This window comes from Octadecabacter dasysiphoniae (assembly GCF_021532615.1).
In the GTDB taxonomy this organism is placed as follows: Bacteria; Pseudomonadota; Alphaproteobacteria; order Rhodobacterales; family Rhodobacteraceae; genus Octadecabacter; species Octadecabacter dasysiphoniae.
The window spans coordinates 776,088-790,226 of record NZ_JAKGAQ010000002.1 but is presented as its reverse complement, the minus strand read 5'-3'; the positions used below and the strand labels follow the sequence as shown (position 1 = coordinate 790,226).

Annotated in this window: 15 protein-coding genes; 4 read left to right on the top strand and 11 right to left on the bottom strand. The window is 57.1% G+C overall.

All coding sequences use genetic code 11. From position 1 onward, the window contains the following. Positions 1–71 precede the first annotated feature (71 nt). Genes chlG through L0664_RS10805 form a run of 4 tightly spaced genes read left to right on the top strand, consistent with a single transcriptional unit; the run spans position 72 to position 3,977 of the window. Positions 72–974 carry a chlorophyll synthase ChlG gene (gene chlG, locus L0664_RS10820; RefSeq protein WP_235225833.1) on the top strand — a complete coding sequence of 301 codons (903 nt, stop codon included), beginning with the start codon at positions 72–74 and terminating at the stop codon, positions 972–974. After that, on the top strand, positions 971–2,251 hold the full coding sequence (locus L0664_RS10815; RefSeq protein ID WP_235225831.1) for a BCD family MFS transporter: 1,281 nt from the start codon (positions 971–973) through the stop codon (positions 2,249–2,251). The genes chlG and L0664_RS10815 overlap by 4 nt, the downstream gene beginning before the upstream one ends. A gap of 2 nt (positions 2,252–2,253) precedes the next feature. Next, positions 2,254–3,432 carry a geranylgeranyl diphosphate reductase gene (locus tag L0664_RS10810; protein WP_418888028.1) on the top strand — a complete coding sequence of 393 codons (1,179 nt, stop codon included), beginning with the start codon at positions 2,254–2,256 and terminating at the stop codon, positions 3,430–3,432. Continuing rightward, complete coding sequence (locus L0664_RS10805; RefSeq protein ID WP_235226184.1) at positions 3,429–3,977, top strand: isopentenyl-diphosphate Delta-isomerase; 549 nt, start codon at positions 3,429–3,431, stop codon at positions 3,975–3,977. Before L0664_RS10810 ends, L0664_RS10805 begins: the two co-directional genes overlap by 4 nt. 9 nt (positions 3,978–3,986) lie before the next feature. Here the strand turns inward: L0664_RS10805 and dxs are convergent, their stop codons facing one another. From dxs to bchC, 11 genes are all read right to left on the bottom strand, one after another. Further along, positions 3,987–5,903, bottom strand: a complete 1,917-nt coding sequence (gene dxs, locus L0664_RS10800; RefSeq protein ID WP_235225827.1) for a 1-deoxy-D-xylulose-5-phosphate synthase — start codon at positions 5,901–5,903, stop codon at positions 3,987–3,989. A gap of 204 nt (positions 5,904–6,107) precedes the next feature. After that, a complete protein-coding gene (gene pufX / locus L0664_RS10795) occupies positions 6,108–6,356 on the bottom strand; it encodes an RC-LH1 core complex protein PufX (RefSeq protein ID WP_235225825.1) in 249 nt (82 codons plus the stop codon). Between the two features lie 16 nt (positions 6,357–6,372). After that, complete coding sequence (gene pufM / locus L0664_RS10790; RefSeq protein ID WP_235225823.1) at positions 6,373–7,290, bottom strand: photosynthetic reaction center subunit M; 918 nt, start codon at positions 7,288–7,290, stop codon at positions 6,373–6,375. Beyond that, complete coding sequence (gene pufL, locus L0664_RS10785) at positions 7,283–8,131, bottom strand: photosynthetic reaction center subunit L (RefSeq protein ID WP_235225822.1); 849 nt, start codon at positions 8,129–8,131, stop codon at positions 7,283–7,285. Before pufL ends, pufM begins: the two co-directional genes overlap by 8 nt. A gap of 129 nt (positions 8,132–8,260) precedes the next feature. Continuing rightward, a complete protein-coding gene (pufA, locus tag L0664_RS10780) occupies positions 8,261–8,419 on the bottom strand; it encodes a light-harvesting antenna LH1, alpha subunit (protein WP_235225821.1) in 159 nt (52 codons plus the stop codon). 14 nt (positions 8,420–8,433) lie between these two features. Next, positions 8,434–8,589: a light-harvesting antenna LH1, beta subunit gene (gene pufB / locus L0664_RS10775; protein ID WP_235225819.1), complete on the bottom strand. Its 156-nt coding sequence runs from the start codon at positions 8,587–8,589 to the stop codon at positions 8,434–8,436. A 123-nt stretch (positions 8,590–8,712) separates the two neighbouring features. Then, on the bottom strand, positions 8,713–8,937 hold the full coding sequence (pufQ, locus tag L0664_RS10770) for a cytochrome PufQ (protein ID WP_235225818.1): 225 nt from the start codon (positions 8,935–8,937) through the stop codon (positions 8,713–8,715). Beyond that, positions 8,934–10,400, bottom strand: a complete 1,467-nt coding sequence (bchZ, locus tag L0664_RS10765) for a chlorophyllide a reductase subunit Z (protein ID WP_235225817.1) — start codon at positions 10,398–10,400, stop codon at positions 8,934–8,936. The genes pufQ and bchZ overlap by 4 nt, the downstream gene beginning before the upstream one ends. Continuing rightward, a complete protein-coding gene (bchY, locus tag L0664_RS10760) occupies positions 10,400–11,968 on the bottom strand; it encodes a chlorophyllide a reductase subunit Y (RefSeq protein ID WP_235225815.1) in 1,569 nt (522 codons plus the stop codon). Before bchY ends, bchZ begins: the two co-directional genes overlap by 1 nt. A 186-nt stretch (positions 11,969–12,154) precedes the next feature. Beyond that, a complete protein-coding gene (locus L0664_RS10755; protein WP_235225813.1) occupies positions 12,155–13,159 on the bottom strand; it encodes a chlorophyllide a reductase iron protein subunit X in 1,005 nt (334 codons plus the stop codon). Then, entirely contained in the window at positions 13,156–14,097 is a 942-nt protein-coding gene (gene bchC / locus L0664_RS10750; protein ID WP_235225812.1) for a chlorophyll synthesis pathway protein BchC, read from the bottom strand. Before bchC ends, L0664_RS10755 begins: the two co-directional genes overlap by 4 nt. Positions 14,098–14,139 lie beyond the last annotated feature (42 nt).

The following is a 14,139-nucleotide window of genomic DNA, read 5'->3' as shown; positions in this document are numbered from 1 at the left end:
CTGCGCCACCCAAACCTGTAAACTTGAATTTACACTTGCCGACTCGCACACTGTAACTCTATCTTGACAGTATGAGTGTTAGCCCCACCATACGAACAGGGAAGTTCCCCGAACCCACTGCGATGCTCCGCCTGATTAAACCGATCACGTGGTTCCCGCCGATGTGGGCATATTTGTGTGGAACAGTGTCGTCAGGCGTGTCCCCACTTCAGAACTGGTCGCTTGTTTTGCTAGGCATTATCCTCGCGGGTCCGATTGTCTGCGGCATGTCACAAGCGGCGAATGATTGGTGTGACCGCCACGTTGACGCAATCAACGAACCTGATCGCCCCATTCCGTCCGGTCGCATTCCGGGTCGTTGGGGGCTATGGATCGCGCTGGCCATGACTGCGCTATCCTTGCTTGTCGGTGCCGCCCTTGGGCCGTGGGGGTTTGCCGCCACAGTGGTGGGTGTTCTTGCGGCGTGGGCTTATTCGGTTGAACCGATCCGTCTGAAACGGTCGGGCTGGTGGGGTCCTGGTCTTGTGGGTTTGTCCTATGAAACCCTGCCGTGGATCACCGGCGCTGTCGTGCTTTCCGCGGGCGCACCAGATCTGCGCATTGTCGTCATCGCTGTCCTTTATGGCGTCGGCGCACATGGCATCATGACCCTCAATGATTTCAAAGCGCTTGAAGGCGACCGCCAGATGGGCGTCAATTCCCTCCCCGTCACCCTCGGCCCGGATCGCGCGGCCAAAGTCGCCTGTTGGATCATGGCCATCCCACAAGTCGTTGTGATCACGCTGCTGCTCCTCTGGGATCGCCCAATTCAGGCAGCCCTCATCACCGCACTGCTCGCTGCACAAATTTGGGCCATGTCCATCATGATGCGCGATCCAAAAGGCAAAGCGCCTTGGTATAATGGCACCGGAGTCCTGTTCTACATCAGCGGCATGATGGTCGCCGCCGTCGCCTTAAGGGGGCTGATTACATGAAACTCACATGGTTCCAAATCGTGCGGCTCGGCCTTGTGCAAATGTGTCTTGGCGCGATTGTCGTTCTCACAACATCGACCCTAAACCGCCTGATGGTGGTTGAATTGGCACTTCCGGCTGTTCTTCCGGGCTTGCTGGTGGCGCTGCATTATTCCATTCAACTTAGCCGCCCAAGCTGGGGTCACAAGTCCGATACAGGCGGCAAACGCACTCGCTGGATCATTGGCGGTATGGCGATTCTTGGCCTTGGCGGGTTCCTTGCGGCTCTCGGCGTGCCGCTTCTTGCGGCGAACTACTGGGTTGGTCTTGTGGTTTCGATCATCGCATATGCCCTTATCGGTGTGGGCGTCGGCGCATCAGGGACGTCCCTGCTGGCCTTGCTTGCCACGGCCACCGCCCCGCAGCGCCGTGCAGCAGCCGCAACTATCACCTGGTTGATGATGATATTCGGGATCGCGGTGACTGCCACTATTATTGGCAATATGCTTGATCCCTATTCCCCCAAACTCCTCCTCCAACTCGTCGGCGCAGTCTGCGTGATCGCGACACTGCTGACGGCCCTTGCCGTCTGGGGCATTGAACGCACCGTTCAGGCGGAACGCGAACCGGATCCAACACCATTTCGCCAAGGCCTTGCGGAAGTCTGGGCCGAAGATCGCGCGCGCCGCTTCACCATCTTCGTATTCCTGTCGATGACCGCATATTTCATGCAGGAACTGATCCTTGAACCTTACGCAGGCCTCGTGTTTGGCCTTACGCCGGGCGAATCCACGTCGTTGTCTGGTGCGCAAAACGGCGGCGTGTTCATGGGCATGCTACTGGTTGGCATTGCAGCGACTGGCCTGAAATTCGGGTCATTGCGCAATTGGGTCATTGCAGGCTGCCTCGGCTCTGCGCTGTCGCTTGCGGCGCTGTCCTTTATCGGCACGGCCGCCCTCCCGACCCTTCTTCTCCCCGTTGTCGTCGCCTTAGGGTTCTTCAATGGCATGTTTGCTGTCGCCGCGATCGGATCAATGATGTCATTAGCCGGCGAAGGTCGGGAGCGCCGTGAAGGCACCCGCATGGGCCTTTGGGGCGCCGCGCAGGCCATCGCCGCGGGCTTTGGCGGGTTGACCGGTGCCGCCTTCGTCGACATCGCCCGCACACAATCCAACGACGCCACCGCCTTCGGTTCGGTGTTTGTCTTGGAAGCCTTGCTTTTCGTATTCGCGGCGTTCCTCGCCACTAAAGTTATGGACAGGATGCCCACGGGCTCCTCCCTCGTTCCAGGAGAATGAACATGTATGATGTTGTTATTGTCGGGGGCGGCCCATCCGGTGCGACCGCTGCAACGGACCTCGCTGAGGCGGGTAAGACCGTTGCGTTTATCGACCGTGACGGGCGGATCAAGCCATGTGGCGGCGCAGTTCCGCCCCGTTTGATCACGGATTTCGATATTCCTGACGAACAGATCGTGTGCCGTGTGAATACAGCCCGCATGATTTCCCCGACGCAACGCCACGTCGATATCCCTATTGAAAACGGATACGTCGGTATGGTCGATCGCGAACATTTCGACGAATTCTTGCGGGTGCGCGCCAAGACAGCTGGCGCACATCGCTACACCGGAACCTTCGTTCGGATTGATCGCGATGACAAAGGCACGCACGTCATCTACCGCGATAAAATCAGTGGCAATGAAATGGCGCTGACGACCAAGCTGATCATTGGTGCAGACGGGGCCCGCTCCAAAGTTGGCGCACAAGAAGTTCCCGGCGGCGACACGATTCCGTACGTTATCGCCTACCACGAAATCATCGAAGCCCCGGCCGCAAACGACAGCTACGACCCGATGCGTTGTGATGTGATTTATGATGGCACGATCAGCCCCGATTTTTACGGCTGGGTCTTTCCCCACGGCGCGCAATGCAGCGTCGGCATGGGCACCGAAGTCGATGGCGTCGATCTGAAAGACGCGACCGCAAAACTGCGCGCGTCCTCTGGCCTGACAGACTGTAAAACCATCCGCAAAGAAGGCGCGCCCATCCCGTTAAAGCCGCTTGATCGTTGGGACAACGGCCGCGACGTCGTGCTGGCGGGTGATGCGGCTGGTGTTGTTGCGCCGTCATCTGGCGAAGGCATCTATTACGCCATGGTCGGTGGCCGCGTCGCCGCAGAGGCGTGTCTGGCCTGTCTGGCATCCTCCAAGGTCCGCGATCTGAAACTTGCCCGCAAAGCCTTCATGAAAGAACATAAAATGGTCTTCCGCGTCCTGCGCTCCATGCAAGACGCATATTATAAATCCGACGAACGCCGCGAACGGTTCGTGTCCCTATGTCATGATGTCGACGTGCAACGCCTGACGTTTGAGGCCTATATGAACAAGAAACTCGTAAAGGCCCGCCCCATGGCACACCTCAAAATCGGCATCAAAAACCTTAGCCATCTGACAGGCCTTGTGCGGCCTAACCACGTCTGATGACGATGATCCCGGCCTGGGTGAACGGTCAGCTAACGCCGATCGACAAGCTTGAGGCGCATTTAAAAGGCATCAAGCACAAAGCCGTGTCTGTCTTCGTGATGGACGGGAAAAACGTGCTGATCCAGCGTCGTGCGCTGTCGAAATATCACACGCCTGGTCTGTGGGCGAACACCTGCTGCACCCATCCCCTTTGGAATGAAGATTCCGCGACTTGTGCTGTGCGCCGACTTGATGATGAACTTGGCATCAAAGGGGTCTATCCCGTCTACCGTGACCAACTTGAATACCGCGCTGACGTTGGCGGTGGCATGATTGAACACGAAGTGGTGGATTTGTTCGTCGCGCCCGCCTCTGCGCGCACCCTACAGATGAAACTTAATCCCGATGAAGTTATGGAAACCCGTTGGGTCAATATTTACGACCTCGCGGCTGAGGTCGCGCGCCACCCCGAGATGTATACAGCTTGGCTGCGTATTTACCTCGCTGATCACCTCGACCTCGTGATCGCCAACCACGCAAATATTGCGCAAGCTGGCGAATAATCGACTCTGTTACACCTTAGTTTTGGATTTTGACGCGTCGATGCCCGCCGCTTCTAACGCCATCGCCGCAATATCCACGGCAGACAAACCACCATCTGCATACATCGCATCCGGTGCGGCCTGATCAATAAACCGGTCTGGCAACGTCATGGTGCGCAGCTGGCTATCACCAAGCATCCCTTCGTTGGCGAGCGTCTGAAGAACCATCGCACCAAAACCACCAACGGACCCTTGCTCAATTGTGATCACAGCGCGGTGGGACTTCACCAACTTACGGATCAAACCCATATCGAGCGGCTTGGCAAACCGCGCGTCAGCAATCGTGACGCTCACACCTTGCGCCTCAAGAAGTTGCGCAGCGCGGCGAGTCTCACCGAGGTGGGCACCAAAGGACAGCAGCGCGACATCGCTGCCGTCTTGCACAACGCGGCCTTTGCCGATTTCCAGAACCTCGCCCCGCTCCGGCATTTCCATGCCTTCGCCTTCACCACGGGGATATCGAAACGCGATTGGCCCGTCGTCATAGGCGGCGGCGGTCGCCACCATATGCATCAGTTCAACCTCATCCGCGGCGGCCATCACAACCATATTCGGCAGGGCCGCTAAATAACCGATATCGAACGCACCTGCATGGGTTGGGCCATCCGCGCCAACCAAACCGGCGCGATCCACAGCAAACCGGACAGGCAGGTTCTGCAAGGCAACGTCATGCACGATCTGGTCATAGCCCCGTTGCAAAAAGCTGCTGTAAATTGCGACAAATGGCTTTGACCCAGACGCCGCCAGACCCGCAGCAAACGTAACCGCGTGCTGTTCCGCGATCCCAACGTCAAACATCCGCTTGGGAAACGCCTTGCCAAAAATATCCATGCCCGTGCCCGACGGCATCGCGGCGGTTATGCCAACGATTCCAGAGTCTATTTCAGCCTCTTTCACCAAGGTTTCCCCAAACACCTTCGTATAGCTCGGCGCGTTGGGGCGCGATTTCTTTTGTGTTCCGGTGGCAACATCAAACTTCGCGACGCCGTGGTATTTGTCGTCTGACCCTTCAGCGGGGCCATATCCCTTGCCCTTTACGGTACACGCATGGATCAAAACCGGTCCGGTTGCACGGGTCCGTGCCGCACGCAAAACCGTTAGAAGTTGGCCCATATCATGCCCGTCAATCGGGCCCATGTACTCAAAGCCAAGTTCTTCGAACAACGTCGCAGATCCACCAACAGCGCCCGTCACCAATTGCCGTGCACGCCGCGCGTGATCACGGATCGGGCCGGGCAATGCATCCTCGAACCCTTCGGCCATCTTCTGAATGCCGCCAAAGGCTTCGGCGCCAAGACCGCTCAGATATTTGCTCATCGCGCCGACAGGCGGGGCAATCGACATTTCATTGTCGTTCAAAATCACAAACATGCGTCGCCCTTCGGATCCGGCATTGTTCATCGCCTCATACGCCATACCGGCCGAGATTGATCCGTCGCCGATCACGGCAATCGCATCGCCCGTGTTCTGGCCAAGGTCACGCGCTGTGGCAAACCCCAACGCGGCAGAAATGGACGTAGATGAATGCGCCGCGCCGAACGGATCATATTCAGACTCCGCGCGTTTGGTAAAACCGGACAGCCCGCCTTCTTGGCGCAACGTGCGGATACGGTCGCGCCGTCCTGTCAAAATCTTGTGCGGATAGCACTGGTGGCCCACGTCCCAAACGATCTTGTCGTGGGGGGTGTTGAACACCGCGTGCAAGGCGACCGTCATTTCAACCACACCCAAGGATGACCCTAAATGACCACCGGTTTCCGACACCGCTGAAACGACCTCTGACCGCAACTCATCCGCCAGCATTTTCAGTTCAATGTCTGTCAGCCCCTTCAGGTCGGCGGGGATGTTCACGCGGTTCAACGTCGGGGTGTGGGGGCGGTCGGTCATGGCAATTTTTCCTCAATAGGTTCCCTAGAAATGTTCCCTGAAACGAGTGATGCCGTGGAAGCGTAAACTCCCACGGCACCGATTTCCTGTAGCCAACAGGAAGGGAACCAGAATGCCCGCCTAGACAAACATTCTGACGCTTGGACCCAGGGAACAGGGCCCAAACTCCGGGTGAGGCGGGCGGGGGCTATCCCGCCCTCATCCTCAGATCAGTGTGCGCGTGCCATCGGCATCGATGATCATCATCGACGTCGGTGTTGGATCAGGTGCAAACTTGCTGTCTTCCGGCAGCACGTTCGAAATCCCGATCAACACGGCGTAGGCAAGGCCAAGCACCAGACAGAAGATCGCGGCATAGCCCGCACCCTTCAACATCAGGGCCGTCACGTCCGCCGTAAGGCGAAAGTCACCATTGCTTGTGCGCAGATAGTCGTTTTGGTCTTGATCGCTCATGTAACTATCCTCTCGATTACATCGGTGCGTAGCCGTGGAGCTGGGCCCACACGTACCAGTTGTCGACAACCGTGCCGGTCAGCAGAATTCCGATACCGCCAGTCAGCGTTGTCAGAACTGCGAACCACCATGCCCAACGGTGGATACCTTCCATCGTTGCATTGAAACCCATCGTCCAGCGCCAGAACAAAGCAGCGCGTTCAGAAGCTGTTCCACGGTCCACGATCTGTTCGATCTCACGTTCGCCACCGAAACGGGACACCGCGAGGATCGTCGCACCGTGCATCGCAAATAACAGGGCGGATCCATAAAGGAACGCAATGCTAAGCGCGTGGAACGGGTTGTAGAACAGGTTGCCGTAAGTGATCGAAAACAGGTTCGTCCAATCAAGATGGCTGAACACGCCGTAAGGCACAGCCTCAGACCATGATCCCATCAGAATGGGGCGGAACAGACCCAACACAAGGACCAGCCACAACGCAGAGGCAAAAGCCCACGCAACGTGTTTGCCCATGCCCAGTTCTTCGGCCCGCAAATAGGTGCGGATCCACCAGCATGACAAACTGACAAGGAAGAAGAAGCTGGCAATCAACCACCAACCGCCTTCGGCCAGCGGCGCAAAGCCAAGACCGTATTCGGGCGATGGCGGCTCAAGCGAAAACCAGAACAGATCGCGGGCAAAAACGCCCGGAGACCAACCAGCCTGCGCCCAAAAGTTGAACCCGATGATGACGAACCAGATCAGACCGGTGATCATCGAAATGACACCGAACATCCCAAGGTGGATAGGACCAATCTGCGCATTGCCAAACAGGCCTGCCAGCTTGGATATCGTCGCACCGTTCGAACGCGCACCCGCAAGGTTTTCACCCATGCCCATCTCAGGCGGTCCAGCGACCTGCACCTGAGTGAAGATGTTTTGATACTCAGCCATTGACGCCTCCTTCAAGGTCAATCCAGATCGGAAGGTCGACCCAGCCATACCACCACACGATCCATTCATCGAACCAGATGGTGCCCGAAATCACGATACAGATCGCACTCCAGAAACCTGCACTCAGCGCGAGGAACAAGCCCAAGCGGTGGATGCCCAATGGCCCGATCGAATAACCGATCAGATCACGGAAATAGGTGTCTTCGTGGTCCGGTGATTTCACCTCTTCGCCTTTGGCGGGGTTCACCGCAGACAAAACAAGCGATCCGTGCAGCGCCAGTGCAAAACACGTCGTAAAGAAGAACGTGATCGCGATCATATGCGCCGGGTTGTAGTGGAAGTTACCGTAGGCATAGCCCACGTTGTTCACCCAATCGAGGTGGCTGAAAATCCCGTACGGAAAGCCATGCCCCCATGCGCCCATCAGGACGGGGCGGATCACCACCAGCGTCACATAGGCAAAGATCGCCACACCGAATGCAGCCGGAACGTGATATCCCATGCCCAGCTTGCGGCAGATCTCCACCTCGCGCAGGGCCCAACTTACGAAGGCACCAATCGCGCAGATTGTGATAATTTGCCAAAGCCCGCCTTCGGCCAGTGGCGCCATGCCAAGGCCAACGTCAAGCGACGGTGGGTTGATCGAAATCAACCAGGGATTCCATGTGTCGCCCAATGCGGCCCCATAGAAAATCAGTATCGTGCCAAGGGCGGCGAAGAAAAATGTCGTGACCCCGAAGAAGCCGACGTAAAACGGCCCCACCCAAAAGTCGAACAGATCACCGCCGACCAGCGTCCCGCCTCGGACGCGGTATTTTCTTTCGAAGGTGAGCATTGCCATCTTCAAACTCCTTATAATGCGGCATGGCGCGATCGCGTTCATGTCGCCGGTTCTGTCGGTTGGTTTGCCACGGGCGAAACGGTGAACGGCCCGCCCGCGACTATCTTCAGTCAGCTGTGTGCAGCTGGCTTATTCCATTGCGCCGAACGCTTGGGTAAACCAGTTGGTTTCCGGATTGCTGAGCAGGACGAGGTGAATCATCGCAGCCAGCAAGAAGAGGAAAACACCCTGCGCCACGAAAACGCGACGGGGGTCAAAGATCAGCCAGATCTTGTAAAACTGTGCCATTGCTTAGGACTCCTTTACCAAGCGAACCAAGGAAGCTTGATATAGGTGAGAACGTGAGCAACGACGGCTACGATTGTGAAAACCGTAAACCCGCTCATGTACACCGAATGCAGCTCCTGGGCTTGCTCGTCAGTGAGACCTGTGAAGGACAGATCAGTTTTGTCAGCCATGTAATATACTCCTTACAAAAACTAACGCCGCGTATTCCCCGCGACAGGGCTACGACAGGGGCTCATCCCCTGTCCTGCATCACGTTCCCCGGAAAGGGTCAGCGAATTGGTGTCCGAAAGACTTCAGGCGTTGAAGATCATCGGTGTGATAATACCAGCCTGGGACCATGCGGCTTGCACCGGGTCTTTCTCAGGCAGGCGGAAATTACGGGCCGTGAACAAAATCCACGTGAACAGCGCCAAAGGCAGGCACGCCATAAATATGATCGCGAAGTACGCGCCATATTCACGTTTCGCCGCATTGGTGCTGCGCGGTTCTGATTGGCTGTTGTTGGTAAAGTCGGTCATGCGTTTTGCCCTCCATTGGCAGGTTGCAATCTTTGAACGGTCTCAAGGACCACTCGTTCTGCGCCGTCCTCCAACGCAGATTTCTCAGCCGCATCGCGCAGCGTTTTTGCTGCTGAAATACGGGTCAGAATGGGGTGTGTTGCGACAATCGCGTCCAAGGCGCGCGCGGCGTCCTCGTCCCACGGGAAATCACGTCGCAGATTTGTTGGTGTGGCCTCGGCGGCGTCCATGTCCGTGCCCAAAGGCAGGATGTGGAACAGCGCATCAAACAGTCCGTTGCAGACTTCTTGGACCATGTAGGTCGCGCCAGCGTAGCCCATAAACGGTGTGCCTGTCGCACGGCGGATCGCAGCACCGGGGAAGCTTGCAGGGATGAACGTCGGTGATGGGCCAAAGCCCGCCTTCATCTCGGCCAGATACATCTTTTCGTTGATCGACCCGAACACGATCAACGGGCGTTTGGCATGCATGTCCGCGCGCACCTGATCATTGTTGGTCTTCTTGCCGCGGGTCCGCGCCACGGCAAACGCACAGGGCAGGCCAAGATCATCCTCAAGGAATTTTCGCATCCCGCGTGTGTAGGTTTCATTCGCCACCACCGCGAAAGACGCCGTCGCAAAAAAGTCCTGCGTCACGGACCGCCACAAATCCCAAACGGGTTTGATGGTGGAATGTTTTTCACGCTCGATGAACGGCTCCGGGTCAAGGCCCAGCAACTCACCCAGCTTGCGCAGGAATTTTGTCGTGCTCTCAATACCGATCGGCGCTTGTAAATACGGCTTGTCCAAAACCTCGCACAGCCCGCGCCCGAATTCGCGATACATGCAAATGTTCACGTCGGCGTTCACCAGATTGCGCATTTCAGCGACATGCGCGCCAAGCGGCATGACCATGTTCACTTCGGCACCAATGCCTTCAACCAAACGACGGATTTCCGCCAGATCGGACGGCATATTGAACGTGCCATACATTGGCCCAAGAATATTGACGCGCGGCAGATCATGATCTTCGCGCTTCACTTCTTTCGGCATACGACCCTTGGTCATCCCAAATTCGGTAAAGATCCACGTCATCGCACGGTCCGCTGCTTCCCACTGGTCTTCATCAATGGTGCGCGGCAAAAAGCGTTGGATGTTGGTGCCCGCAGGGGTCACGCCCCCGCCGATCATTTCAGCAATCGAACCGGTCACAACAACCGCAGGCAATGCAGGATCAAGCGTGTCCCAAGCACGTTTCATCGCGCCTTCGGTGCCATCACGGCCTAGTTCTTCTTCGCCAAGACCTGTCACCACAATAGGCAATTCGTGGGGCGGCAAAGCATCGGTATAATGCAACACAGACGTCACAGGCAGGTTTTCGCACCCCACCGGACCATCGATAACGCACTGCAAACCCTTTACAGCACAGAACGCATAAACAGCGCCCCAGTATCCGCCCGCGCGATCATGATCCTGAACGAGCATCAGATCATCTCCGCTGCTTTGGCGGCTTTCGCGGCACGTTCAAGTTTCTTTGTATTCAAGGCGCGGAAATCGTCCCGCACGTTGGGGGATCCTTCCCAAACGCCAGCCGTGTCACCATGGCCCACGCCTTCAAAGAATTCGCGCATATGATCCATGCGGGCCTTGTTACCCATGGCCGCATTCACGACCTCTTGCAAAGACCCGGCACCAGCAGGGCCCATAAGCGGACGCGCCGAAATCAGGTTGGTGAAATACAGGGACGGAATGCCCAGCTCTTTGCCCTTTTGAACAACAGGCGTCGTGCCAATCGCCAAATCAGGGCGGATCGCTTCCATCGCCGCGCAGTCATCTTCCAATGACGCGCGGAATTTGACCTTCACACCCTTAGCCTCAAGCCATTCTTTGTCGGCAATATTCCACGCCGTCTTGGGACAAGCCGTACCAACATACGGAACATTCGCCCCGCTTTCGATCAACAGACGCGCCACCAGGAGTTCGGAACCCTCGTAGCCAGACACAGTGATCGTGCCATTCACACGGGCACCCTGCAGCGCACCATCAATCGCAGGCAAAAACGCGTTTTGCGCAGCAGCGATTTGATCTTTGGGGACGTCATAGGCCTCCCCGATATTGGCAAGCCACGTCATCGTGCCATCGCGGCCAACGGGGGCCGAACCGACAACCTTGCGGCCAGCGGCCTCAAATTCACGGACGCTTGCAGTATAAAACGGGTGGATCGCCGCAACGACACCACAATCAAGCGCGGCATAGAGTTCACGCCATTCACGGCAGGGCACAACCGGCCCAGCGGCCAGACCCATCGGGGCCAGCATCGCACCGATCATCATCGGATCAGCGGGGAACATTTCACCCAGTAACGCGACCTGCGGGCGATCGGATTTACCGGATGCGGGGGCCGCAACAGGGCCTGCCTCAATCTCGGTACGGGCGTAATTCAGCATCGCACCGGCCAAGACATCCTTGGCCTCAGCGTGGGTCGGAATACCGAAGCCCGGCACGTCGATCCCGACGATGCGCACGCCGTTGATTTCGCTCGGCAAGAGCCGAAGCGGAACACCGGACGCCGACGGTACACAAAGGTTCGTCACTACAATGGCGTCTAATTTCTCTGGGTCAGCAAGGTCATGCACGCTCTCGCGGATGTCCTCGAACAGTTTCCCCGTAACAAGGGTTTCAGAATTGAACGGCACATAGCCAACAGAACGACGCGCACCGTAGAAATGGGACACGAACGTCAGGCCGTACACACAACAGGCAGAACCGGACAGGATCGTCGCCGTGCGCCGCATCCGCAAACCTACACGCAACGACCCGAATGCAGGGCACATGGATTGCGGGCGGTCGTGGGGGCCCATGGGATAATCTTTGGCGAATTGATCCATGATCTCGGACTGGCCGGCAGCACGTGCGGCATCGGCCATTTCAGTACCGGAATGACAGCCCAGTTTTTCGGATTCCGCATCCAGAACGGCGTCAGGGGCCGAAACCACTTCGACCTCCCCCGCCTCATCGTAGGCAACGCGATATGTATCCCGCGTTTCGGTCATTTAACGTGTACCAACTTATCCATCAGCCCGCGCGATCGCGTGGTCGCCTCTGCGCTGCAAGACAACCGCTTGCTAGTCTGCTCGGTGGAACTGCGCGTGGCTTCGGTCAAGATTTTTGCGCCGTGAACAAGACTGTCGGTCAATCGGGACTTCAGATCGAATGCCGCGCTGACGGATTTAACAGGATCATGCATCATCATAGACCACTTCCAACGATGCTTTCGGCTCTGCGTTCTTGCCGCGCATATCCATGTCAGTCGCGGGGACCAATTCGTATCCCGCACCGGTTTCGGACCCGTCAAACAGCTCAAGCAGTTCGTCTTGGTTCAGGGCAGACGGGCGCATTGGCGGGGCGACCGCAACATTGTCACCAAGGGCGGCAAACATATCGCCCCACTCGGATTCAGCCGTGCCAACAATCTGATAGTTCGCCGATTTCTTGCGCAAATCATCATTTTGCGGAATCGACGCAAGGACCGGAATATCAACAGCCTTGGCAAACGCCTGCGCCTCACCTGATCCGTCATCCTTGTTGATCACGAGGCCCGCAACGCCGACATTGCCGCCCAGCTTGCGGAAATATTCCACGGCGGAACACACGTTGTTGGCCACATAAAGCGACTGCAAATCGTTGGACGCGACAAGGATAACCTTTTGCGCCATGTCCCGCGCGATTGGCAGACCAAAGCCACCACACACGACGTCGCCCAAGAAATCGAGAAGGACGTAATCGAAATCCCAATCGTGGAACCCCAGCTTTTCAAGCAATTCAAACCCGTGGATAATGCCACGTCCGCCGCAACCACGGCCAACCTCGGGCCCACCAAGCTCCATCGCGAAAACACCGCCGCGCTTAAAGCAAACGTCGCCGATTTTCACTTCTTCACCCGCAAGCTTTTTCTTGCTCGATGTTTCAATAATCGTCGGGCAGGCTTTACCGCCAAACAGCAGCGATGTGGTGTCGGATTTCGGATCACACCCGATCAACAACACGCGTTTGCCCTGCTCTGCCATCATGTGGCTGAGGTTGGCGAGCGTGAAGGATTTACCGATCCCGCCCTTACCATAAATCGCAATGATCTGTGTCTTGGACGTGGGTTCACCCTGCGGCACCTCAAGCGTCGCGTCTTCATTTGCCTCATCACGAAGCCGCTGATCGAAGTCCTTCAGGTTCGGGATTTCGTCTTTCATTGAATAGCACTCCAATCGAGGATCATTTTAAGGCAAGCGGGGTCGGTGAACGCCTGTTCGTAGGCATCCGACGCATCCGCAGCGTTACGTTCGTGTGTAATAAGTCCGTCCAGTGACAGCCCGCCGCCTTCGACCAGCGCGCGCGTGGCGATCAAATCGTCAGCATTCCATTCCGCAGCAATCCGGAACCGCGCCTCTTTCATAAAGGCCGGCGGAAATGCGAAATTCAAAGGCTGGGTGTAGAAGCCGGCAAGAACAATCTCACCGCCCTTAACGATGCGCCCAACCAGATCATTCAGCAGCGCACCGTTGCCGGACGCATCGTAAATGCACTGATAGTCGCGGCGCTCGTCCGCGTCGGGATGAATGACGTCATAACCAACAGCGCCGGCCTGACGGGTTTCATCAATTTCCCAAACCGTCGGCGCAGGCGCACCAGCCGCAATCGTCAAACGGGCCAGCAGACGCCCGAGGACACCGTGGCCAACAATCAAATCAGGAACCGTTTTGCCCTGTCCGGCCATCGCGTGACGGGCGGTTGCGGCCAAAGCCAACAACGCGCCCTGCGCACCCAGACCAGCATCAATCCGCGAAACACGCTCAGGCGCTGTGATCAAACGTGACGACGATCCACCAAACAAACCAAACGCGCCATCATAACAATTCGCGCCCGGCACAAAAACATGATCGCCAACTTTGAAACCGGAACCGGCACTTGCCTCAACGACTTCGCCAGCGGCCTCGTATCCCGGGACCAGCGGATAGCCCATTCCGGGGAACGGCGGCATCTCGCCCGTGTAAAATAGTTTTTCTGTACCCGTGGAAATGCCGGAATGTTTGATCTCAACCACAAGATCATTCGCGCCCGGATCAACAAGCCGGACATCAGCAAGCGACAGCTTGCGGGGTCCTTCTAACATGACGGCGGTTGAATGCATCTTCGTTCCCTGGTGCGTCGCTGTCCGAGGCTTACAGACTCA

What these genes read in the sequence shown, in the direction of transcription:
- L0664_RS10810 (WP_418888028.1), top strand. Translation starts at nt 2,254, where the DNA reads ATGTATGATGTTGTTATTGTCGGGGGCGGCCCATCCGGTGCGACCGCT.
- pufL (WP_235225822.1), bottom strand. Translation starts at nt 8,131, where the DNA reads ATGGCAATGCTCACCTTCGAAAGAAAATACCGCGTCCGAGGCGGGACG.
- pufQ (WP_235225818.1), bottom strand. Translation starts at nt 8,937, where the DNA reads ATGACCGACTTTACCAACAACAGCCAATCAGAACCGCGCAGCACCAAT.
- bchC (WP_235225812.1), bottom strand. Translation starts at nt 14,097, where the DNA reads ATGCATTCAACCGCCGTCATGTTAGAAGGACCCCGCAAGCTGTCGCTT.
- bchY (WP_235225815.1), bottom strand. Translation starts at nt 11,968, where the DNA reads ATGACCGAAACGCGGGATACATATCGCGTTGCCTACGATGAGGCGGGG.
- chlG (WP_235225833.1), top strand. Translation starts at nt 72, where the DNA reads ATGAGTGTTAGCCCCACCATACGAACAGGGAAGTTCCCCGAACCCACT.
- pufX (WP_235225825.1), bottom strand. Translation starts at nt 6,356, where the DNA reads ATGAGCGATCAAGACCAAAACGACTATCTGCGCACAAGCAATGGTGAC.
- L0664_RS10755 (WP_235225813.1), bottom strand. Translation starts at nt 13,159, where the DNA reads ATGAAAGACGAAATCCCGAACCTGAAGGACTTCGATCAGCGGCTTCGT.
- pufB (WP_235225819.1), bottom strand. Translation starts at nt 8,589, where the DNA reads ATGGCTGACAAAACTGATCTGTCCTTCACAGGTCTCACTGACGAGCAA.
- dxs (WP_235225827.1), bottom strand. Translation starts at nt 5,903, where the DNA reads ATGACCGACCGCCCCCACACCCCGACGTTGAACCGCGTGAACATCCCC.
- L0664_RS10815 (WP_235225831.1), top strand. Translation starts at nt 971, where the DNA reads ATGAAACTCACATGGTTCCAAATCGTGCGGCTCGGCCTTGTGCAAATG.
- pufM (WP_235225823.1), bottom strand. Translation starts at nt 7,290, where the DNA reads ATGGCTGAGTATCAAAACATCTTCACTCAGGTGCAGGTCGCTGGACCG.
- bchZ (WP_235225817.1), bottom strand. Translation starts at nt 10,400, where the DNA reads ATGCTCGTTCAGGATCATGATCGCGCGGGCGGATACTGGGGCGCTGTT.
- pufA (WP_235225821.1), bottom strand. Translation starts at nt 8,419, where the DNA reads ATGGCACAGTTTTACAAGATCTGGCTGATCTTTGACCCCCGTCGCGTT.